The following is a 19,508-nucleotide window of genomic DNA, read 5'->3' as shown; positions in this document are numbered from 1 at the left end:
AGCAGGCGCGGTCCGGTCAATCGAGTTCGGCTTTAAGCCAGGCTAACAGTGCTTTCACCTCCGGGCGCATCTGACACTTGCGGTGGCGGTAGATTGAAAGTTCCGATTCCAGAAGGACGCTTTCTTCAAACGGCCTGACAAGCTGTCCGGTACTCAGGAGCTCCTCGGCCGCGCGCTTCCAACCCAGGCCGATCCCGTGGCCGCCCACGGCTGCCTGAATCATGACCGGATAGCTGTCGAAGACACTGCCTCTGTGGCCAACGCGAACGTTGTGGCCGGCTTTGGCGAGCCACTCGTCCCATTCAAGCCAGTCTTGTGCATCGACCTTGTGATGCAGCAGGCGATGCGCGGGCAGATCGTCCAAGGCAAGAGGAATTTGACGGTCGGCGAGATAACCGGGACTGCAGACCGGGAACACTTCGTCGGGCACGGAAAAGACCAATGCGTGCGAAGCACTGTCCCGCCCTGAAGTCTGAAAGGCGATGTCGAAGTCTTCATCCGACAGGCCCAGCGGCCGGATAGAGGCCGTGATGCGGACGTCGATACCCGGGTGTTGCCGGTTGAAGTCAGAAAGGCGCGGCATCAGCCAGTAGAAGGCATAGCAAAGCTCCGCAAAAAGAATCACTTCACCGCTGCGCCGGTTACCACGGATTTCGCCGGCACCGGCCGCGATGCCCTGAAGGCCGGCGGAGACGCTGCGGCTGAAATCTTCACCTGCCGGAGTCAAAAACACGGCCCTTTGCCGGCGCTCGAACAACCGAACCCCAAGGTCGTCTTCCAGCGCCCGTATCTGGCGGCTGACCGCCGCCTGGGTCACATGCAGTTCTTCGGCCGCCAGCGTGAAACTCCTCAGCCTGGCGGCCGCCTCGAAAGGCAGAAGGCTGGCCAGGGGCGGGAGGGATTTGCCGAGTTTATTCATAATCTTGCGTAATGCAAAAAAGAGGAGAACTCATTTGAAATAATAGTTTAGCAGCCTTCATTCTTTACTGGAACGGCGAATTTCAGAACAAGGCGACAAACCATGAACCCATCGAATGCGGACCGTCCGGATTCCGTGCTGATTGGAATCAGCATGATCGTTGCTTCGGTATTCATGCTGTCGTTTGGCGATGCACTGGTTAAATGGATCAGTGCCGAGTTATCCCTTTGGCAGGTCTTCATTGTCCGCTCTTTGTTCGCGATCCCGCTCTGCCTGTTGGTTCTGCGCATTTTAGGGCAGCCGCTGACCGTGATGGCGGAAAACGCCGGTTGGGTCTTTCTGCGTTCTCTGCTTCTGGTTTTGATGTGGATTTTGTTTTACTTCGCACTGCCCAATCTCAGTCTGCCGGTTGCCGCAGCGGCGCTTTACACTGCGCCCCTGTTTGTCACGCTGTTTTCCGCGCTGCTCCTTGGGGAGGCGGTCGGGCGATGGCGCGGCGCAGCCATCGGCCTCGGTTTCTTCGGGGTCCTTGTGATCGTGCGCCCGGGAAGCGACGCTTTCTCCTACGCGACGCTGTTTCCCATCCTCTCTGCGGCCTTCTACGCACTCGCCATGATCATTACACGCGGCAAGTGCTCGGACGAGAACCCCTTCGTTCTTTCGCTCTGGCTTTGCGGCCTGCTGATGCTGTTCGGCATCGCCGGAAGCGTGGGGATTAGCTGGCTGGAACTTGCGTCATGGCGCGTCGTAGCCAATCCTTTTCTGCTGGGGCCTTGGGTGTCCATGGCCACTTGGGACTGGGCTGTTCTTGCCGCCCTCGCGATCTTGCTGGTAGCGGCCAGCGCGGCGGCCGCAAAAGCCTATCAATCCGCCCCGCCGGCGACTGTCGCAACCTTCGACTACAGTTATCTGTTGTTTGCCATCTTCTGGGGGGCTGCCTTGTTTTCGGATCTGCCCGACGGTCCTACCCTCGTCGGCATGATCATGATCGTTGCTGCCGGCTTCATGGTAATCCAGCGCTCCGGCAGAAAAAGAGGGCTTGCTTCGCTAGACGCGTCGAACTGAAGGCCACATAGACAGTCAGAGTTTGGCACGGACCATGGCGCTGGCGCCGGTTCGCTCGCCCAGTTTCTCGCCGGCCAAGAGGCGCTTGTGTCCTTCGGGCTCGGCTTCCTGCTTGCCGAGCGCCCAGTCTATGTCGGCTTCGGCCTCCGGCGTCGGCATGACCAGGGCGCCGCTGAAATCCGCCAGTATCAGATCGCCAGGATTGACCACTGCACCGCCGCAGCAGACCGGAACGTTGAAGCTGCCGCCGATGTCATAGAGCCGGGTTGTGATCGGCGCGACGCCGCGGCACCAGACCGGCAGGTCCAGGTCTTCGATTTCCGGCAGGTCTGTGCAGGGCCCGTCGATGATCACGGCCAGACAACCACTGGCCTTGATCGCCGCTGCCACGCCGCCGCCGAGGCATGCATGTTTGTGATCGCCGAGCCGGTCGATCACAAGCACGTCGCCGGGACGGAGGGACGCGATGATGTGATGCAGCAAGGTGGAATCCTGGCCCGGCAACGCAAGGGTCACCGCCGTGCCTGCAATACGCCGTCCGGGAAGCACGCATTGGATGGCCTTGTCGGCGAAGCCCATGTGGCGGCGATGCCCGATGGTGGCTGTCTCGGCGCGCCCTGCCTTCTCCACGAGCGCCGGATCGACCTGACGCGGCATGTCTTTGATGATATAGCTCACCCTCTATCTCCCTCGGTTCCCCGGCACCGCCCACCTCAAGTACAGGGCCGACCTCAAGCACAGGAGAGTAGCGCGCGTGAACGAAAACGTCGAACAATGGCAGGTCCGCAAGGCTGCGGTATCCTCAACAGACGGCACAGTGGCGGCGCAGCACTGGCAGGCCGCCCAAGCCGGTGCGGCGATGCTGGCCAAGGGCGGCAATGCAGTGGACGCGGCGGTTGCCTGCGCTATGGCGCTGAACGTGGTGGAGCCCTGGATGTGCGGTCTGGGCGGCAGCGGCTTTCTGCTGTTCTGGTCGGCGCGGGAAAAGAAGGCCCGCGTCTACAACTTCCAGGGCGTTCTGCCGCAGGGAATTGATCAGAACGATTATCCGCTCGATCCCGAGGAACCTGATTCTCTGATGGGCTATCCCGGGGTGAAAGATCAGGCGAATGTGCGCGGTTATGGCGCGATCACCCTGCCTGGGGCCGTGGCCGGGCTTTCCAAAGCGCTCGACGACTGCGGCAAACTGACTTGGGCTGAAGTGCTCGCACCGACGATTGCCTTGGCCGAACGCGGCCTGTCGGTCGACTGGCACACGACCTTGCAGATCGGCCTGGCCATGGATCTGATCCGCCGCGATCCGGCGGCCTCGGCCATCTATCTGCCGGAGGGCATACCGCCGCTGCCGGAGACCTATCGGCCTCTGCCGGCGCTGACGGCCACTTTGAAGACCTTGGCGGAAGAGGGACCGGCAAGCTTCTATCGCGGCGATTTGGCCAGGAAGATCGCTGCGGATCTGCAGGCCGGCGGTTCACGCATCACGGCCGGGGATCTGGCGGCCTACACCGTCGAGGAGCATGAACCCCTCAGCGGCCGGCACCGCGGCGCCGATATCCATACGGCCGGCGAAGCCTCAGGCGGCCCGCGGTTACTCGACATGCTGTCCTATGTCGAGGCAAACCTGACGCCGGGGGCAAAGGTCGGACCAGAAACCTGGACCGCCTATGCCCGCGGACTCGACGAAGCCTTTGCCACCCACAAGAAGAAGGTCGGCTTGGATCAACAGGCGGGCTGCACTTCTCACATGTCGGCGGTGGACGGCGAGGGGAACATGGTGGCCTTGACCTATACATTGCTGAACCGCTTCGGCAGTGGCGTGGTCCTGCCGGAGACCGGTATCCTGATGAACAATTCGATCGCCTACTTCGACCCCAGACCCGGCAACCCGGTTTCCATGGCGGGCGGCAAGCGCATCAATTCGTCCAACATGTGCCCGACGATTGCGACCCGCGACGGCGACGCGCTGTTCGCCGTCGGGGCCTCCGGCGCCAACCACATCGTGCCCTGTACGGCACAGATTACGGCCCTGCTGTTGGATTATGGGATGAGCCTTGAGGAAGCCTTCCACACGCCGCGCATCGACGCCTCGGCGCGGGGCTCCGTGCGGGCTGATCCGGCAATGGGGGAGGCGGCACTGGCCGAACTGGCAAAGACTTTCGATCTGGAAGTTGCCCAGTACATGGTCTTTCCCAAACTCTATTCCTGCCCTTCCGGTGTGTTGCGGGACGGCAAAGGCAACTGCTGGGGCATGGCCGACAAGTCTTCACCGGTGGCAGGCGCGGCGACATCAAATCCCTTCGAGATTGGCACAGGGGGCGGTGAGACTATCGGCGTACGTGCCTAGACGACAAACCCAGGTGTAACCCTCTATGGCGAAGTCGGGAAGTCTCTCATCGGCAGTTGCTCATCCCGGGGTATCCCGCTTGCTGGGCGCGCAGCTTCCGGCCGACTTCGCCGACTGGCTGGACTTCGTCGCCGTCGGCGCTCTACTGGCCTTCACCTGGAATGTGGGTCCGACGGCCTTCGCCTTGCTGGCCGCCGCCATGGCACTGCCTTATGTACTCATCGGTCCTTTGGCCGGCGCGATCATCGACCGGACCGACCTGAAACGGGTGATGGTGTTGAGCAATCTCGGGCGTGCCCTCGCGACCTTTACTGCCGCATTCGCCCCCGATGCCGCCATCCTGCTGGTGATCGTGTTTCTGCGCAGCACGGCCGATGCCTTCTTTGCCCCCGCCAAACAGGCGGCAATTCAGATCCTGGTGCCGACCCATGACCTTATGGCGGTCAATGGCATCAGTCATGCGATCAACCAGGCCTCAAAGGTGGCGGGGCCGGCACTCGGCGGGCTGCTGCTTTTGTTTCTGTCGCCGCAGAATATCTTTCTGGCCAACGCCGGCGTCTCCCTCCTGGCTGCCGGTATCCTGCTCGGCCTTGGGAATCGCCTGCGCTCTACAACGCCACGCTCCGCCGAAAAATCACTCTTCACAGACGTCAGGGAGGGTTTGGCCGAATTCCGCCGCAAGCCCGCTTTGCTGATCGGCCTCCTGCTCATGGCGATGGGGTATTTCTTTCTGTTTCTCTACGACTCCCTGATTCCGCTTCTGACCCGGGCGCTGGATTATGATCAGGCCGTCTTCGGCCTTGCCATAGCTGCGGCAGGCGGTGGCGGCGTGTTAGCTTCGCTAGTGCTGGGGGCATGGTCCGGCGAACGCAGGCCTTTTGTCCTGATGGGGGCGGGCTACCTGATATCCGGTCCGATCGCCGTTTTTCTGGGTTTGGCGCCGACGGCGGGTCAGTCACTGCCTTGGACGGTCTATGTTTTCCTGTTTGCCCTGCTCGGCGCGGCGACGGCGGCGGTGGTGGTCCCCTTCAAGACGATTATCCAACGGGAATCAGACCCGTCGCGCATCGGCCGTGTCGCCTCGACCTGCGAAGCGGTGACGGTCTCGGTCATGCTGGTCGCCCCCTTCATCGGTGCGGCCGTGGCCGAACTCTATTCCATCGGTGCGTCTTTCATTGCGGGTGGTGTGGCCCTGATCCTTCTCAGTATCGCGGCATTTCTGGCCGCAGCTTCACCCCGCCTTAACTGATAGCTGGGCCGGATGGTTACTGATGTCCGTTGGGGCGCAAAGCGCCTTTGACCGTCGAGAAATCGTTCTCGAGATACTGCTTTAGCAGGGGCTCGACGTCTGTAAATGACAGGTTCTGCACCCAAATGCTCTGGGTTTTGCCTGCGAGCGCAATAGCACGCTCGAATTGCGTGGCAGAGTAGACGAAAGCACCGATGAACTGCTTCTGGCCACGGATCAGTTCTGCAAAGTCAATATCGCTTGTTGGTGTGGCGAAGCCCATGAAAATGCAGCGGCCGCCCTTCGCGGTCAGCGCAGCGGCAGCTTAGCGGGACTCCGCCGAACCTACCGTATCGAAGACGATGTCGTAGGTGTCGGTCATCTGTTTTGATATCGCCTCCGCACCCAGCGTTGCCGCTGCGGCTAGACGGGGTGCAGAATTGTCGCTGACTTGGATGATCTTGCAGCCTGCCGCTGACGCACTCGCCACTACACCCAGGCCAAGACTTCCCGCTCCAAGGACCGCGATGGCCGCGGAGGGATCCGCCTGCGCGAGATCCCAGGCGTTAACGGCGTTGGCAAAGGGTTCGATGAAGGAGGCCTGGTCCCACGTAATGCTGTCGGGCAAGGCCACGAGAGAGTCTTCGGGTACCGCGAGCTTTTGGGCGAAGCCCCCCGGCGACTGGACACCGATCAGAGACCAGGAGTCACAGAGTTGTGCTTGCCCCCTCCTGCAGAAGGCGCAGGCCCCACAGCTGCGCAAGGGATTCACGGCGACACGGCCGCCATCCGGCGCCACCCCTGCAATACCATGCCCCATAATGTTCGGGAGAGGGCGTAGTCCGGGGTTGCGATACCCCAGATACTCACTACCGCCGATGCCCGCGACCGCAACATCGATAACCACTTCTCCTGGACCTGCAACGGGGTCATCAAAGTCTCGAAGACGCAGTGTTAGACTGTCTTCCAGCAGCAAGGCTTGCATAGAGAGCAACATCCAATCGTTTGGGTGGGAATAGGGGCCTTTGAAACTATCGGACCAGCGGCGGCAAGCGTCGCGGCACGGGTGATGTTTTCACGATGGCGGTGTTCGTCTCGGCGCGTTCCTCCAACCCCTCCAGCAAGCCGTCCAGACTGGCAATCTCTGGCACGCAGAAGCGGGCAATGAAACAATCCTCGCCGGTCACCTTGTCGCATTCGATGCACTCGGGGATCGCCTGGATCAGGCGTTCCACTCTCTTGAGCTGCCCGGGCAGAGGCTTGACCCGGACGATGGCCTGCAGCGCATAACCGAGCGCTTGAGCGTCAAGATCCAGAGTGAAAGCGCGGATGATGCCGACGTCCTCCAGGCGGCGGACCCGCTCGGTCACACTGGGCGCTGACATACCGACCAGCGCGGCCAGGTCGCGCATGGAACTGCGGGCGTTCTCAGCCAAAGCATCAACCAGCTTCTTGTCGATGTCATCGAGGGTAGATGACTTGCTTTTTAAAGATTTCACTGCTTTTTCCCTTTAAAACATCGATCAAGAAAGCAAATCACCTTTGTCGTTTTCTGTAAAGCCGGGCTGACCGGGGTTAGAGTCCGGTGACTGCAGCGTCGCCCGCGCAGGCGGCGGGCGGCTCGTTTCGGAAAGAGGAAAAGGCTTATGGAAATCCTTCGCATTGCGGCGTTTTCGGATGGTGACAATGGCGGTAATCCCGCCGGCGTCGTGATCGGCGAGAGCCTTCCGGAGGTTGCCAAAGTGCAGCGTATCGCCGCAGAGGTCGGGTTTTCCGAAACGGCTTTTGCCGCAAGAGAAGGCGACGGTTGGCGGGTGCGCTATTTCTCGCCGGAGTCCGAAGTGCCTTTTTGTGGTCACGCCACAATTGCGCTCGGCGCTGCGCTTGCCCTGCAGAATGGGGACGGGGTCTATCCGCTGGTGCTGAACGCCGCAGAGATCACGGTCGAAGGCCGGCGCGACGGAAACACCATTGCGGCCGCCCTGCAGTCGCCGCCAACCCGAAGCGCGCCTGCGAAGGCGGAACTCGTGGAGAAGACACTGGCGCTTTTTGGCCTTACCGTAAAGGACCTGGATCCACGCATCCCGCCGGGATTTGCCGAGGGGGGAGCGACCCACCTGGTGCTGGCCCTGAAGGATCGCGCCAGACTGGCGGCGATGTTCTATGACCTCGACGCCGGGCGCGGCCTGATGAATGCCGCCGGACTGGTAACCATTGCGCTGGTCTATGCGGAGACCGAACAGCGTTTCCACGCCCGCAATCCCTTTGCGTCCGGCGGGGTTCTCGAAGACCCGGCAACCGGCGCCGCAGCGGCCGCTCTGGCCGGTTATCTGCGCGATATCGGGTGGCCGCACGGGGGCCGCATTGAAATTGTCCAGGGCGAGGACATGGGCATGAAGTCGCGCCTGACCGCCGAGATCCCGGCCGAGCCGGGCAGCTCGATCCGGGTCTCCGGCACCGCGCGGCTGATGTAGTTCTTGGACCCGCGGCGCGGGATCGGTCTATAGTTGGCTCTTAGAGCAGATCCGGGTTTGATGAATCGCTGAAAGCGATCCATCAACCCGGTGAATCTGCTCTACCTGTTTGATGTCGATCGGATTCACATGTTTTGGCGCAACCACAAAGTGGTTCCGTCAAAACATGATCCGATCTAGGTTATCCGGGTATCTTGGGAGACAGCTTCGATGACATTCTCGCGCCTTTTCGCCGCCGCGCTGCTGGCGGCTGTTGTTGCCGGCGGCCTGGTTGGCGCCTCTGGTCCGACCGCCGCGCAGGTTGCGCTGCCGACCTGCCAGACCGACTATCTTTCCATGGCCCGGTTAGAGCTTTATTTCGGCACGACCCAGAAGGACGGCTCGACGGTAAGCGACGATGCCTGGGGCAACTTTCTGGACGAGGAGGTGACGCCGCGCTTTCCCGACGGCCTCACGGTGCTGCGTGGTTACGGCCAATGGCGCAACAGCACGGGCGAAATTGCCAAGGAAGGCTCTATCGTCCTGGTCATCCTCTACTTTCCCTCGGATGAATCAGAAGCGAAGATCGAAGATATCCGCGCCGCCTACAAAGACCGCTTCGACCAGGAAAGCGTCATGCGTGTCGACAGCGCCAACTGCGTATCGTTCTAGGGCGCCGCAAGCGCGCTAGCCGCACTTCCGGAGGACGGGATCGCCAATCGCGGGGTCCCGCTCTCGCGATGTCCCCTCAATCCGTGGCAGGCTGTCGGTCATTTCGATCCAGGGCAGCTTCAGGCGCCAGAATGCGTGGCCCTGTGGCGGGAACCGTTCGGGGTTGTCCATGAAGCCGATGCAGATGTGTGTCTCGCCGGGGATACCCGCATCGCGATAAGCGATGGTCGTTCCACAGTCACCGCAGAAGCTGCGTTCCACGCCTGGGGTCTTTGAGAAGGTCTTGGGAGCGCCGCCGGTAAAGCTGACCTGCCCGGAGGGATAACCGATCCAGATCGTGAGCGGGCTACCGACGGCGCGGCGGCAATCATCGTCGTGATCGTAGACCACCGAAAGCGGTTCACCGCGCAGTTCCGCGGTAATCGCACCGCAAAAGCAGGCGCCGGTTTCGAGTCTCTCGTTCATCAGCATTCCTCCAAACCATTAAAGCCGCATTTTTGGACAGACTGCTTCAGGCTACGATCTGAGCTGGACGTCGACCAGGAACTCCCTGGCACGTGGTATCGCGTGATCGACAGTGACTTCGACAATCTTGTCCGACTTACCGCGCAGCCGGCGCCACTGCGCATAGCTGTGGTCTCTTGCAGGTGTGAAGGTGGTAAGCCCACGCCGCGCGGGTTTTCGAATTGTGGCGCCCGAGTTGATCGGGCTAAGGCAGAGCGTGTCCATGTGAGCCTGAGCGACGAGAAGCGTGTCGAACACCAAAACCTCTCTTTGTCGCCCCGGTTCATTTTGGCGCCCAGCAAACGTTGAAGGCCGGCCTCGTCTACCCAGAAGAAAACCCTGCTGTTCAGGGTCCGCAGCCAGTCGGAAGGGGTGAGGCCATCATCAAGACAGTTTTCAAGCGCCTTTTCACTTAGAGGCAAGTTGTCATTCAGAATCATCGTGCCATAGAGGGGATGCTTGAGAGGCACCGCCGTTGCCCTTCGGGCGGTCGTAAGCCGCTGACGCTCCTGCGTCTCGACCTCAAAAAGATCCAGGATAGCATTTGTGGAAAGCAATCCGTGCTGTCGAATGCTCTCATGCGCCCCCGGCTCGCTCACGTGGTACAGTCTTGGATGGCGTGTTGCCAGTTCGTCAGGTGTCATCGTCTACCGCGATCCTCCTGATCACCGTCGCCGGGTTGCCGACGACAACGACACTCGGCGGTACGTCCTTCACCACCACTGCACCTGCGCCAACGACGGCGTTGTCACCGATAGTCACGCCAGGACAGAGCACCGCGGCGCCCCCTATCCAGACATTGTGGCCGAGGGTGATCGCCGCCGTGGATTCCGTGCCCTTGGCGCGTTCCACCGGATCGAGCGGATGGATTGCCGTGTAGATCTGCACTGCCGGTCCCAGCATGGTCTTGTCGCCGATTTCCACCCGGCCGCAGTCCAGGATCGCGCAGCCGCTGTTGATATAGACATCGTCGCCCAGGAAGAGATTCACGCCGTAAGCGCAGTGGAAGGGTGTTTCGATGAAGACGTTCTTACCGACAGCGCCCAGTGCCTCCCGCAAGGCCGGGGTGACACCTTCCTCATCCAGGGGAACAGAGTGGTTGTGGACATGAAGCGCCTGGCGGACACCTGCCCGGATACCCAGCAGTTCCTCATCGAGAATGTTGTAGGGCAGCCCCGCCAGGGCCTTCTCTCTTTCCGTCATACTCATCAAACGTAACCTTCCAATCGGCCCGCCACCTAACCGGACGGACCTGGGCCTGAGGCAGCCTGAAACCGTACAGTCGCCTTTCCGGGACAAATGAAACCAGAACCCCGGTGTCGTGAGCAAAGGCTGAAACGCCGGACCTGTAAACATTTACCGTAGTGCTTCGGGCCTTGGCGGTCGCCGGGATCAGATTCGCAGCCGCGACAAATCGGAGAATGCCAAAATGAGCGTCCATCGAAATCTGTTGTTCGCCGCCTCTGTCGCCTTGGCCGTATGCACCGTTGCCCCTGCCATGGCAGCCGAGTCGCTTGTGCCTATCGCCGGAGCGAAAAAGCTAACGGTTACGCGGGTGCAGGTCGAGGTGAACTGTCAAGGCGAAGGCGATTCCTCTTACGGGGTTTACGGGTTCGGCGGCTACGGCTGTGCCAAAGCCAACGGCTCCTGGATCGAGTGTGACGCGAAGGGCAACTGCCAAAGCCATCCGGCTTATCAGCGCCCTGAAGAACAGGCCAGTAAACGCTGACGCTTCGCTCAGTCGGCTTTGATCAGACGGGCAGAGTCCGGAATTGATGCCAGTTCTCCGGCAAGTCCGGCACGCAGCGCGCCGGTATCGGATATGCCCATGACCAGCGTATAGCCCATCTCGAAGAGCGCCTTCGCGTCGGCATTTGCCCTCGGGACCGTCCCCAGGGCCGTGTTTGTCGCCTTTGCCACCGCTTCGACTCTGGCAATGGCGTCCTGGACCACCGGGCTGCCGGTCGCGCCCAACTCGTCGATGGCGCCGGAGAGGTCATAGGGGCCGATGAACAGCATATCGACACCGTCGACGGAGGCGATCGCTTCCGCATTGGCAACCGCCTCTCCGGTCTCGATCTGCACCATGAGGGTAAAATCCTTGTGGGTCTCCTTGGCGTAGTCGGCAACCTGGCCGTATCGCGAAGCGCGCACCAAGCGGGCAAAGCCGCGGCGGCCGTGCGGCGGATAGAGGCAGGCAGAAACTGCGGCAGCAGCTTCCTCCGCCGTGTCGACCTGCGGCACAAGAAGGCCGCTGGGCCCAAGCTCCATGATTCGTTTCAGATAGATCGGATCGCTGGAAGGAACGCGGATGATGACTTCACCGCCGTTTGCTTCCGCCGCGCGCATCATGGCCAGGGTGGTTTCAAGCGAGGCGCCGGCATGTTCGTTGTCGATCAGGACCAGGGGTATGCCGGAGGCGGCCACGGCCTCTGCGACGTTGGCCGAGGCAAACTGCAACCAGGCGCCATATGTGGGGGCTTTCTCCAGCACACGCTTCTTCAGATTGTTCATGAGACATTCCCTCTTTAACGTTGTTTTTATGATGCTTTTCCGTGCCATTTCCGAAGCAGCGGACTGAAACAGAGATAGAGCCAAAGGGCAATCGTCGCCACGCCGAGACCGGCGGCGATGGGGCGCTCAAAAAACCCAAGAAGGTCGCCCTGGGTCTTGATCATGGTGATCAGGAAATTCTTTTCGATCACCTTGCCGAGGACGATCCCGAGAATCGCCGGGGCGATGGGGATGTCGTTGCTCTCCATGAAATAGGCCAGCAGGCCAAGAACCAACATAATCCAGATGGAGAAGGTCGTATTGTCGACGGCATAGGCGCCGAGAATGCTGAAGGCCAGGATCAAAGGCATCAGAACACGCTTGGGGATTGCCAGCACACGACGGGCCGAGCGGATCGCAAGCATGCCGAAGGGCAGCATGATGAGGTTGGCGATGATGAAGGCGAAGAAGATGGCGTAGACCAGATCGCCATCGGTCTGGAACACGCGGGGGCTGGGGGTGATGCCTTTCAGCATCAGAACGCCGATGCCGATGGCGGTCACGGAATCGCCGGGAATGCCGAACACCAGCGCCGGAACCCAGGCGCCGGCCACCGCTGAGTTGTTGGCTGCGCCGGCATCGGCAACGCCTTCTTCATAACCCTTACCGAACTTCTCCGGTGTCTTGGAGAAACGTTTGGAAAGGCTGTAACAGATCCAGGCGGCAATGTCGGCGCCGGCGCCGGGGAGGGCGCCCAGTACGTTGCCGAGCAGGCTGGAGCGCAGAATGTTCAGCCAGAAACGCCGCACCGTCGCGACCATGAAACGCGACAAGGAGCCGATCTTGGTGATGACCGTCTCCGTCTGCAGATCCGTGGTCACGGTACGCAGTACCTGGCTGAGCGCGAACATGCCGATCATCGCCGGGATGAAGGAAACCCCGTCCAGCAGGTCGATGGCGCCGAAGGTAAAGCGCGGATGGCCGGTGGCGATGTCGATGCCGACGGTGGAGATCATCAGGCCGATCAGCAGGGAGAGGGCGGAACGCAAGACCGATTTGCCGGCCACCGCGACCGCAGCACTGAGACCCAGGCACCCGAGCCAGAAGTATTCCATGGATGAAAACCGGACGGCGATGCTGGCGAGCTGACTGGCAAACAGGGTCAGCAGCAACACGCCGATGACGCCGCCGATAACGGCTGTCACCAAACTGGTGCCAAGGCCCTTTTCGCTTTCTCCCTTCTGCGTCAGCGCAAAGGCCTCATCCACGTAGGCCGCAGACGCCGGAGTACCTGGGATGCGCAGCAGGGCGCCGGGTATGTCACCGGCAAAGATGGCAGTGGCCGTGGTGGTGACGATCGCCGCCACCGCGGGTACCGGGTCCAGGAAAAACGTGATGGGCACCAGCAGAGCCACCGACATGGTCGCGGTCAGGCCGGGTATCGAGCCGACAAAGAGCCCGTAGAGCGCCGACAGAAAGATGGTCAGCAGGACTTCAAGAGTGAGGACAGAAGCAAGGGCGGTGGCAAGCGTCTCCGGCATCGTATCGGTCTAAAACAACAGGGATTCGATGACACCGCGGGGCAGGGGCACCCGCAGCAATCCGGTGAAGCAAAGATGCAGCGCGAAAGGCAGCAAGACGGCAAGAGCGAGACTGACACGCCAGCCGGCGGCGAGACTGCGCAACAAGAAAAGCATTAACAAGCTTAGGGTCAGCAGGAAGCCAAGCGGCTTGACCAGCAGGACAAAGAGCACCACGGAGATGAGTACCGCAAAAGCCCGCAGAAGCGCCTTGCCGCTGTGCAATGCGGGTTCCAAAGCAAACAGCGCCGGGCGATTGCCGGTCAGGCGGGAGCGCAGATCACCGCTGACCAGAAACAGCCCGCAAATGCAAAAGCCCGCACCGATGATGGTCGGAAAGAACTCCGGTCCGTAGGCCATACCCGCCATGACCGGAAAACGTGCAGCTTCGAAGATGACCGCCAAACCGAACAGGCAAGCCAGAAGCCCGAGCGGAAGATCGCCGAGTTTCATTGAGAGTTCCTCGCGCCGCCGGCTCGCGTCCGGCCGCTGGGGAGAGAACGGCGGCCCCGCCGACAACGGGACCGCCGTGCAAGGCTATGCGTTACTGAGCGAGGCCGATGGCCTTCATGGTGGCGCCCAGGTTGTCCGAGGTCACCTGCATCATGGAGGCGAGATCCTCGCTGCCCATCATGACGACCTCTGCGCCGCGGGAGGCCTTGAAGTCGGCCCAATCCTGCTGCCCGAAGGCCTCCAAGGCGGCCTTTTCATAGCTGCAGGCAATCTCCTCCGGCAGGCCCTTGGGGCCGCTAACGGTGATGAAGGCCGCAAGAGTCCACTTCGACGGCAAGAGTTCCTTGGTCGTCGGAACGTCGGGCAGGGCGGACATACGCTCGTCATGCATGTAGGCCAGCGCCTTCAACTCGCCCGACTCGACCAGGGCCTTGCCCTCGGAAAGGGCAGGGGTGGCGACGTCGACGCCACCGGCAACTAGTTCCTGCATGGCCGCTGCCGCGCCGTTGGAGGGCACCCAACGGATGGCGGCAGGGTCCAGGCCTTCGGACTGCAGCATCCCGGCCAGGGCCAGGTGCCAGATGCCGCCCTGGGCGGTGCCGGAGCCGGTCAACTCTCCGGGATTGGCCTTGGCATAGGTGATGAGGTCGTTGAGGCTGTTGAACTTGGAATCCTTGGCGACCAGGACGCTGGACGGCACGATGTCGACCAGGGCGATCGGCGTGATGTCCGTGTGGTTCAGTTCGGTGAGGCCGGCGTGATGCATGGTGGTGATCTCCACCGTCGCCGCGCCGATGGTGTAGCCGTCGGGCTCCGCATTGGCGATGGCGCTGTGGCCGACCACGCCGTTACCGCCGGTGCGGTTGACGACGTTGAAGGGCACGCCGAAGTGTTTCTCCAGCATGCTGGCTAGCATGCGCGAGTTGGCGTCGGTGCCGCCGCCGGCGCCCCAGGGCACGACATAGCTGACCGGCCGCTCGGGCTTCCAGTCGCAGGCCGCCATGGCCGCGCCGGTTGAAAGCAAGACCGCCGCCGCCGTTGCCGCAATCACACCGCTGGTACGAAACATCCGCATGGTTTTCCTCCCGCTTGAGATGAAGAGCCGAGGCTTTGCCTCGGGTTTCGGGTTCTGAGATGAACACTTTTTTGGAACAAGGGGGGACCGAACAGGAACGGTTCTTGTGTTTTCCGCCGTGCGCCTGAGGCCCTCGCCATGGATGCTAAAGAGGTGCCATCACTTTGGCAATGTTACGAAATGTTTGGCGCGGCAGCTAACGCCAAAGGGTGTCCGGATTGTTCAGCAGCTTGGGCGGCACGGTGAGGCAGTAGCTGCCGAGCGACCAGAGATGCTTGCAGGCCTGGCCCGCGGCTTGCTGGTCCAGGTCGACCAACAGAGCGGTGTAGAGTTGCGGGTCATGGCGCAGCTTCGCCACCACCGCCGCTCGGCCCCGCTTGGTGACATCCGTCAAGGACTTCTGGTGGCCCTTGATGACCGCCTGTGCCTCAGCCTTGCTGGCGAAGGAGCCGAGAACGAGCCCCCAGCCCGGCAGCTTGCGGTCGGTTGCGGCGGTGCCGACCGCAGGGGCCACGGCGCATTGTCCGGCGGGCAGCACATAGGGAGCGGTCGCATTGGCGACCTTCGGCAGAGCGCGCATCTGCAAGCTGGATTCCGTGGGCGTTACGGGTTCGGCAAAAGCCGCGTTCATCAACCTGGTCATGCGCGCATTGCGGGCACCGCTGGTCTTGCCGCCGAGGACGACGGCGATGAGGCGGCGGCCATCACGCTCTACCGTGCCGACAAGGTTGTAGCCGGACCCGCAGGTGAAGCCGGTTTTCATGCCATCCGCGCCGCTGTAGCCGGCCATCCAGCCGTTTGTCGTCGGCCTTACACGGCCACCGAGGACGAACTGGGTCTTACCGAAGAGGGCGAAGCGCTCCGGGAAGTCGTTCATCAGGGCGCGGGCGAGGATCGCCATGTCGCGCGCGGTGACCACCTGGTCGGGGTCGGGCAGGCCCGATGCATTCATGAAGCGGCTGGCGTACATGCCCAGCGCCCGGGCCTTGCGGGTCATTGCCGCGGCGAAGACGGTTTCGTCCCCAGCGACCGCTTCGGCCAGCACCACCGCGGCATCGTTGGCCGAGCGCACGATGAGGGCCTCCAGTAACACCTTGACCGGAACTTCCTTGCCGCGCCCCAGGCCCAGCTTGGTCGGCGGTTGGGCTGCCGCATGTCTGGAAACCGGAACCTTCTGGTCGAGCTTGAGCCGCCCGTCGGCCAGGGCGTCGAAGACCATATAGGCGGTCATCATCTTGGTGAGAGAGGCCGGATGCCAGGGATGGGTGGCGTTTTCAGCGGAAATCACTTCACCGCTTGCTGCCTCGATAACCAGCGAAGCGCCTTTCGGCGTTTCCGCCTGCGCAGCCGCCGGCATTCCCAAGGTCAACAAAACCAAGGGCATGGCGGCAACAGTCAATGCAAATACCCGGAATCCCCGCACGCTTTCCCCGATCCGACCCTGTCTCCAACGTCACTAAGATAGTACGTCGTCGGATCAACGGGAAGGTTCACCTTGGACTTACCTATTTTGTCCAGCTGTCAGAGACGCTTAGTAGCCCTGGGCGAGATCGACCAGGGCCGGAACCTCTTCGCCGGCATCGAAGCGGCGGATGTTCTCGGCGATCACCTTGGCGCCGGCCTCCGGATCGATGAGGCTGGCGATGTGTGGCGTGAGCAGGATTTTCGGATGGGTCCAGAAGGGATGGCCCTCCGGCGCCGGTTCTTCATGCAGCACGTCCAGCGTCGCACCGCCCAGATGGCCGCTGTCCAGGGCCGGGATCAGGTCTTCCTCGACCAAGTGTCCGCCGCGCCCGACATTGATCACGCAGGCGCCCTCGGGCAATTGCGCGAAGAGATCCTTACTAAGAATTCCTGTCGTCGCCGGGGTAAGGGGAAGCAGGCAGACCAGAATCTCGGACAGAGGCAGCAGCTCAGACAGACCGGCATCGCCGTGATGGCATGTGATGCCCTCCAGCGTCTTGGGGCTGCGTGACCAGCCGTGCACGTCGAACCCCAGACCGGCCAGGGTGTGCGCCACCTCGGCCCCCATGTTGCCGAGGCCGAGCACGGCAACGCGGCGCTCCGGCGCCGGGGGCGTGATGACCTGATCCCATTCCTTGCGCTGCTGCGCCGCCATGATGTCCGGCAGGCGACGGTGAAAACGCAGCACATGCAGCGCCACGTACTCGCGCATGCGCTGGCGCAGGTCGTCGCCGACGGTGCGGATGATCGGCAGATGCTTGGGCAGTTCCGGATCGACCAGCACATGATCGATGCCTGCACCCATGGAGACAATGCACTTCAGGTTCGGAAAGGTCTTTAGGCCGCCGGCCGGCGGTCTCCAGACCACGGCGTAGTCGACCGTGGCCTTGTCGCCGGCATCGTCCCAGTCCCGGCACTCGAATTCCGGGAGCAGACTCTGCAGAGTTTCACGCCACCATTCCGCCCGGCTGGCGCCGACTTTAACGACCAAGCGACCGGTCATTTTCAGCCCTTCCCATAGTTGAGGCCGCAGCCACGCAGAACCATACGCACTATGGTCTCCGCCGCCTCGTCATAGTCCTTGGCCGTCATCTGGCGGCGGCCGACCAGGGCGCTGACCTGGACTTCAAAGTCGGCATAGTGCTGCGTTGCCGCCCAGATGATAGAGAACAGGTGCACAGGATCAACCGGCTCCATCTTGCCCTGGGCCACCCAGCTTTCCAGAACTCGGGACTTGGTCTTCACTAGGCTCTTCAGGTCCTGTTTCAGGAAATCGCGGGTGTGCTTGGCGCCGCGGATCATCTCGTTGGCATAGACGCGGGAGGCGAGGGGGCGCTCGCGGGAGTGGACGATCTTGGCGCGGATGTAGTCGGCCAGGGCATCCGCGGGATTGCTGTCTTCGGTGAGACGGTCGAGCTCGCCAAGCCAAAGAGTCAGAATGTCGTCGAGCACCGCCCGGTAGAGCGCTTCCTTGGTGCCGAAGTAATAGTGGACGTTGGCTTTCGGCAGACCGGCACGCTCGGCGATAGCGGCTGTCGTTGCACCGCGATACCCCTGCTCGGCGAAAATCTCCTCCGCCGCCGTCAGGATGAGCGTCCTGTTGCGCTGGCGAATGTGCCCCGGACCCGTTTCCTCTTTCTCGGCCTCTCTAGCGGGGCCTTCTTTTGCTGCGGTTTCGGACATGAACCTGCATCACCTTCTGTCGGCTCGTCTTTGCGCCGAGGCATCTGTCTTTCGGAACCTGACCAACTGGCAAAACCTGACCAGTTGGTCAAAATTATTTGACCGCTTGGTCAAGGTAAGGCTACAGTCTTATACGACGAATAAGCAAGGCGCCGAAAGAGCGTAAGCAGTCATATGATCGGGGAGATCAGGATGGATAACCAACCGGACATCGCGGCCGGGCGTCTGCCCGATTCCGCCTATGCGGAAAATTTCGACGACGTGCATCCGCCGCTGGACCGCAAGGCGGCTCTGGTCGAGGCGAGCCGCTGCTATTTCTGCTACGACGCGCCCTGTATCGAGGCTTGCCCGACGGGCATCGACATTCCCAGCTTCATCCGCAAAATCTCCACTGACAATGTGCGCGGTGCGGCGCAGGACATTCTGGATGAGAACATCATGGGCGGCGCCTGTGCGCGGGTCTGCCCGACCGAGGTGCTCTGCCAGGAAGCCTGTGTGCGCAACACCCAAGAGCACAAGCCGGTGCAGATCGGCCTGCTGCAACGCTACGCAACCGACGCCCTGATGGACGAGGGCGTGCATCCCTTCAACCGTGCCGAAGCCAGCGGCAAGAAAATCGCTGTCGTCGGCGCGGGCCCGGCGGGGCTTTCCTGCGCCCATCGTCTCGCCATGCATGGGCATGATGTCGTGGTGCTGGAAGCCAAGCCCAAGGCCGGCGGCCTTAACGAATACGGCATCGCGGCTTACAAGGTGCCGGACGAGTTCGCCCGGCGGGAGGTCGACTTCATCCTGGAGATCGGCGGCATCGAGATCCGCAACGATCAGGCACTCGGCCAGAACTTCTCTCTGGCCGATCTGCGCCGCGACTATGATGCGGTCTTTCTGGGTATGGGGCAGGGCGGTGTGCGCGCCCTGGGGCTGGAAGGCGAAGACCTGGACGGTGTCTATAACGCCGTCGACTTTATCGCCGAACTGCGGCAGAGCGACGACCTGAAGTCCCTGCCGGTCGGGCGCAAGGTGGTGGTTATCGGCGGCGGCAACACGGCCATAGATATCGCCGTGCAGACCAAACGTCTCGGCGCGGAGGATGTCACTCTGGTCTACCGGCGCGGCGCGGATGCCATGTCGGCGACCGGTCACGAACAGGAGTTCGCCCAGGTCAACGGCGTGAAGATCAAGCACTGGGCGCAGCCGCGGGAGTTGCGGGGGGCGCGCGGCCGAATCACAGATGTCGTCTTCGAATACACCCAACTCGACGGCAATGGACGCCTCTCGGGCACAGGGGATGCTTTCAGCATAGCTGCCGATATGGTCTTCAAGGCCATCGGCCAGACCATGCTGCCGTTGCCGCAAGCGAATGGCGGATCGGAATTGTTGGAGATGGACTGCGCCTGCATTGCCGTGAACGACGAACGACAGTCTTCGTTGCCTGACGTCTGGGCCGGCGGCGACTGTGTGTCCGTCAGCGAGGACCTGACCGTCGCCGCGGTCCAGGACGGCAAGCTGGCGGCAGAATCCATCAACCGCTATCTGCGCGGCTAGAAGACGCAGAGCGAAAGAACTCGGTACGGGAGA

The 19,508-nt window shown here is 61.9% G+C and carries 21 protein-coding genes and 1 pseudogene; 7 read left to right on the top strand and 15 right to left on the bottom strand.

The window, feature by feature from the left end:
• Positions 1 to 16: 16 nt before the first annotated feature.
• A complete protein-coding gene (locus tag ACP146_RS11660) occupies positions 17 to 919 on the bottom strand; it encodes a LysR substrate-binding domain-containing protein (RefSeq protein WP_422366928.1) in 903 nt (300 codons plus the stop codon).
• A gap of 102 nt (positions 920 to 1,021) precedes the next feature.
• On the opposite strand from ACP146_RS11660, the gene ACP146_RS11655 reads away from it, so the two are divergent.
• On the top strand, positions 1,022 to 1,984 hold the full coding sequence (locus ACP146_RS11655; RefSeq protein ID WP_422366927.1) for a DMT family transporter: 963 nt from the start codon (positions 1,022 to 1,024) through the stop codon (positions 1,982 to 1,984).
• A 15-nt stretch (positions 1,985 to 1,999) separates the two neighbouring features.
• On the opposite strand, the gene ACP146_RS11650 is transcribed toward ACP146_RS11655, so the two are convergent.
• Positions 2,000 to 2,662, bottom strand: a complete 663-nt coding sequence (locus tag ACP146_RS11650; RefSeq protein WP_422366926.1) for an RraA family protein — start codon at positions 2,660 to 2,662, stop codon at positions 2,000 to 2,002.
• A gap of 76 nt (positions 2,663 to 2,738) precedes the next feature.
• On the opposite strand from ACP146_RS11650, the gene ACP146_RS11645 reads away from it, so the two are divergent.
• A complete protein-coding gene (locus ACP146_RS11645; protein WP_422366925.1) occupies positions 2,739 to 4,328 on the top strand; it encodes a gamma-glutamyltransferase family protein in 1,590 nt (529 codons plus the stop codon).
• Positions 4,329 to 4,407: 79 nt separating this feature from the next.
• Entirely contained in the window at positions 4,408 to 5,577 is a 1,170-nt protein-coding gene (locus tag ACP146_RS11640) for an MFS transporter (RefSeq protein ID WP_422366924.1), read from the top strand.
• Between the two features lie 16 nt (positions 5,578 to 5,593).
• Here ACP146_RS11640 and ACP146_RS11635 read toward each other — a convergent pair whose 3' ends face one another.
• The 3 genes from ACP146_RS11635 to ACP146_RS11625 form a co-directional block, all read right to left on the bottom strand.
• A complete protein-coding gene (locus tag ACP146_RS11635; protein WP_422366923.1) occupies positions 5,594 to 5,839 on the bottom strand; it encodes a hypothetical protein in 246 nt (81 codons plus the stop codon).
• Positions 5,840 to 5,881: 42 nt separating this feature from the next.
• Positions 5,882 to 6,463 carry an alcohol dehydrogenase catalytic domain-containing protein gene (locus ACP146_RS11630; RefSeq protein WP_422366922.1) on the bottom strand — a complete coding sequence of 194 codons (582 nt, stop codon included), beginning with the start codon at positions 6,461 to 6,463 and terminating at the stop codon, positions 5,882 to 5,884.
• A gap of 124 nt (positions 6,464 to 6,587) precedes the next feature.
• On the bottom strand, positions 6,588 to 7,055 hold the full coding sequence (locus tag ACP146_RS11625; RefSeq protein ID WP_422366921.1) for an Lrp/AsnC family transcriptional regulator: 468 nt from the start codon (positions 7,053 to 7,055) through the stop codon (positions 6,588 to 6,590).
• A gap of 147 nt (positions 7,056 to 7,202) precedes the next feature.
• On the opposite strand from ACP146_RS11625, the gene ACP146_RS11620 reads away from it, so the two are divergent.
• On the top strand, positions 7,203 to 8,030 hold the full coding sequence (locus tag ACP146_RS11620) for a PhzF family phenazine biosynthesis protein (RefSeq protein WP_422366920.1): 828 nt from the start codon (positions 7,203 to 7,205) through the stop codon (positions 8,028 to 8,030).
• A 210-nt stretch (positions 8,031 to 8,240) separates the two neighbouring features.
• Positions 8,241 to 8,681, top strand: coding sequence for a DUF3574 domain-containing protein (locus tag ACP146_RS11615; protein ID WP_422366919.1), 441 nt, complete (start codon positions 8,241 to 8,243; stop codon positions 8,679 to 8,681).
• A 15-nt stretch (positions 8,682 to 8,696) separates the two neighbouring features.
• Here ACP146_RS11615 and ACP146_RS11610 read toward each other — a convergent pair whose 3' ends face one another.
• From ACP146_RS11610 to ACP146_RS11600, 3 genes and pseudogenes are all read right to left on the bottom strand, one after another.
• The gene (locus tag ACP146_RS11610) at positions 8,697 to 9,146 is read right to left on the bottom strand and encodes a GFA family protein (protein WP_422366918.1); all 450 of its coding nucleotides are present in this window, start codon (positions 9,144 to 9,146) and stop codon (positions 8,697 to 8,699) included.
• A 51-nt stretch (positions 9,147 to 9,197) separates the two neighbouring features.
• Positions 9,198 to 9,829, bottom strand: a pseudogene (locus ACP146_RS11605) (DUF7002 family protein).
• Complete coding sequence (locus ACP146_RS11600; RefSeq protein ID WP_422366917.1) at positions 9,819 to 10,394, bottom strand: sugar O-acetyltransferase; 576 nt, start codon at positions 10,392 to 10,394, stop codon at positions 9,819 to 9,821. The pseudogene ACP146_RS11605 and the gene ACP146_RS11600 overlap by 11 nt, the downstream one beginning before the upstream one ends.
• Positions 10,395 to 10,614: 220 nt before the next feature.
• On the opposite strand from ACP146_RS11600, the gene ACP146_RS11595 reads away from it, so the two are divergent.
• On the top strand, positions 10,615 to 10,914 hold the full coding sequence (locus tag ACP146_RS11595; RefSeq protein ID WP_422366916.1) for a hypothetical protein: 300 nt from the start codon (positions 10,615 to 10,617) through the stop codon (positions 10,912 to 10,914).
• Positions 10,915 to 10,922: 8 nt separating this feature from the next.
• Here the strand turns inward: ACP146_RS11595 and ACP146_RS11590 are convergent, their stop codons facing one another.
• The 7 genes from ACP146_RS11590 to ACP146_RS11560 form a co-directional block, all read right to left on the bottom strand.
• Positions 10,923 to 11,699 carry an HpcH/HpaI aldolase family protein gene (locus ACP146_RS11590; protein ID WP_422366915.1) on the bottom strand — a complete coding sequence of 259 codons (777 nt, stop codon included), beginning with the start codon at positions 11,697 to 11,699 and terminating at the stop codon, positions 10,923 to 10,925.
• Between the two features lie 26 nt (positions 11,700 to 11,725).
• A complete protein-coding gene (locus ACP146_RS11585; protein WP_422366914.1) occupies positions 11,726 to 13,219 on the bottom strand; it encodes a tripartite tricarboxylate transporter permease in 1,494 nt (497 codons plus the stop codon).
• Positions 13,220 to 13,228: 9 nt separating this feature from the next.
• Entirely contained in the window at positions 13,229 to 13,711 is a 483-nt protein-coding gene (locus ACP146_RS11580) for a tripartite tricarboxylate transporter TctB family protein (protein ID WP_422366913.1), read from the bottom strand.
• A 91-nt stretch (positions 13,712 to 13,802) separates the two neighbouring features.
• Positions 13,803 to 14,786: a Bug family tripartite tricarboxylate transporter substrate binding protein gene (locus ACP146_RS11575; protein ID WP_422366912.1), complete on the bottom strand. Its 984-nt coding sequence runs from the start codon at positions 14,784 to 14,786 to the stop codon at positions 13,803 to 13,805.
• A gap of 196 nt (positions 14,787 to 14,982) precedes the next feature.
• Positions 14,983 to 16,143, bottom strand: coding sequence for a D-alanyl-D-alanine carboxypeptidase family protein (locus tag ACP146_RS11570; RefSeq protein WP_422366911.1), 1,161 nt, complete (start codon positions 16,141 to 16,143; stop codon positions 14,983 to 14,985).
• Between the two features lie 174 nt (positions 16,144 to 16,317).
• On the bottom strand, positions 16,318 to 17,253 hold the full coding sequence (locus tag ACP146_RS11565) for a 2-hydroxyacid dehydrogenase (protein WP_422366910.1): 936 nt from the start codon (positions 17,251 to 17,253) through the stop codon (positions 16,318 to 16,320).
• Between the two features lie 2 nt (positions 17,254 to 17,255).
• Entirely contained in the window at positions 17,256 to 17,933 is a 678-nt protein-coding gene (locus tag ACP146_RS11560; protein ID WP_422366909.1) for a TetR/AcrR family transcriptional regulator, read from the bottom strand.
• A 192-nt stretch (positions 17,934 to 18,125) separates the two neighbouring features.
• On the opposite strand from ACP146_RS11560, the gene ACP146_RS11555 reads away from it, so the two are divergent.
• Positions 18,126 to 19,475 carry an NAD(P)-dependent oxidoreductase gene (locus ACP146_RS11555; protein ID WP_422366908.1) on the top strand — a complete coding sequence of 450 codons (1,350 nt, stop codon included), beginning with the start codon at positions 18,126 to 18,128 and terminating at the stop codon, positions 19,473 to 19,475.
• Positions 19,476 to 19,508: the final 33 nt, after the last annotated feature.

This window comes from Pelagibius sp. (assembly GCF_965249265.1).
Lineage (GTDB): Bacteria > Pseudomonadota > Alphaproteobacteria > Kiloniellales > Kiloniellaceae > Pelagibius.
This window is presented reverse-complemented; position numbering and strand designations above follow the sequence as displayed.

What these genes read in the sequence shown, in the direction of transcription:
- ACP146_RS11660 (WP_422366928.1), bottom strand. Translation starts at nt 919, where the DNA reads ATGAATAAACTCGGCAAATCCCTCCCGCCCCTGGCCAGCCTTCTGCCT.
- ACP146_RS11655 (WP_422366927.1), top strand. Translation starts at nt 1,022, where the DNA reads ATGAACCCATCGAATGCGGACCGTCCGGATTCCGTGCTGATTGGAATC.
- ACP146_RS11635 (WP_422366923.1), bottom strand. Translation starts at nt 5,839, where the DNA reads ATGGGCTTCGCCACACCAACAAGCGATATTGACTTTGCAGAACTGATC.
- ACP146_RS11620 (WP_422366920.1), top strand. Translation starts at nt 7,203, where the DNA reads ATGGAAATCCTTCGCATTGCGGCGTTTTCGGATGGTGACAATGGCGGT.
- ACP146_RS11615 (WP_422366919.1), top strand. Translation starts at nt 8,241, where the DNA reads ATGACATTCTCGCGCCTTTTCGCCGCCGCGCTGCTGGCGGCTGTTGTT.
- ACP146_RS11610 (WP_422366918.1), bottom strand. Translation starts at nt 9,146, where the DNA reads ATGAACGAGAGACTCGAAACCGGCGCCTGCTTTTGCGGTGCGATTACC.
- ACP146_RS11600 (WP_422366917.1), bottom strand. Translation starts at nt 10,394, where the DNA reads ATGAGTATGACGGAAAGAGAGAAGGCCCTGGCGGGGCTGCCCTACAAC.
- ACP146_RS11595 (WP_422366916.1), top strand. Translation starts at nt 10,615, where the DNA reads ATGAGCGTCCATCGAAATCTGTTGTTCGCCGCCTCTGTCGCCTTGGCC.
- ACP146_RS11590 (WP_422366915.1), bottom strand. Translation starts at nt 11,699, where the DNA reads ATGAACAATCTGAAGAAGCGTGTGCTGGAGAAAGCCCCCACATATGGC.
- ACP146_RS11585 (WP_422366914.1), bottom strand. Translation starts at nt 13,219, where the DNA reads ATGCCGGAGACGCTTGCCACCGCCCTTGCTTCTGTCCTCACTCTTGAA.
- ACP146_RS11580 (WP_422366913.1), bottom strand. Translation starts at nt 13,711, where the DNA reads ATGAAACTCGGCGATCTTCCGCTCGGGCTTCTGGCTTGCCTGTTCGGT.
- ACP146_RS11575 (WP_422366912.1), bottom strand. Translation starts at nt 14,786, where the DNA reads ATGCGGATGTTTCGTACCAGCGGTGTGATTGCGGCAACGGCGGCGGCG.
- ACP146_RS11570 (WP_422366911.1), bottom strand. Translation starts at nt 16,143, where the DNA reads ATGCCGGCGGCTGCGCAGGCGGAAACGCCGAAAGGCGCTTCGCTGGTT.
- ACP146_RS11565 (WP_422366910.1), bottom strand. Translation starts at nt 17,253, where the DNA reads ATGACCGGTCGCTTGGTCGTTAAAGTCGGCGCCAGCCGGGCGGAATGG.
- ACP146_RS11560 (WP_422366909.1), bottom strand. Translation starts at nt 17,933, where the DNA reads ATGTCCGAAACCGCAGCAAAAGAAGGCCCCGCTAGAGAGGCCGAGAAA.
- ACP146_RS11555 (WP_422366908.1), top strand. Translation starts at nt 18,126, where the DNA reads ATGGATAACCAACCGGACATCGCGGCCGGGCGTCTGCCCGATTCCGCC.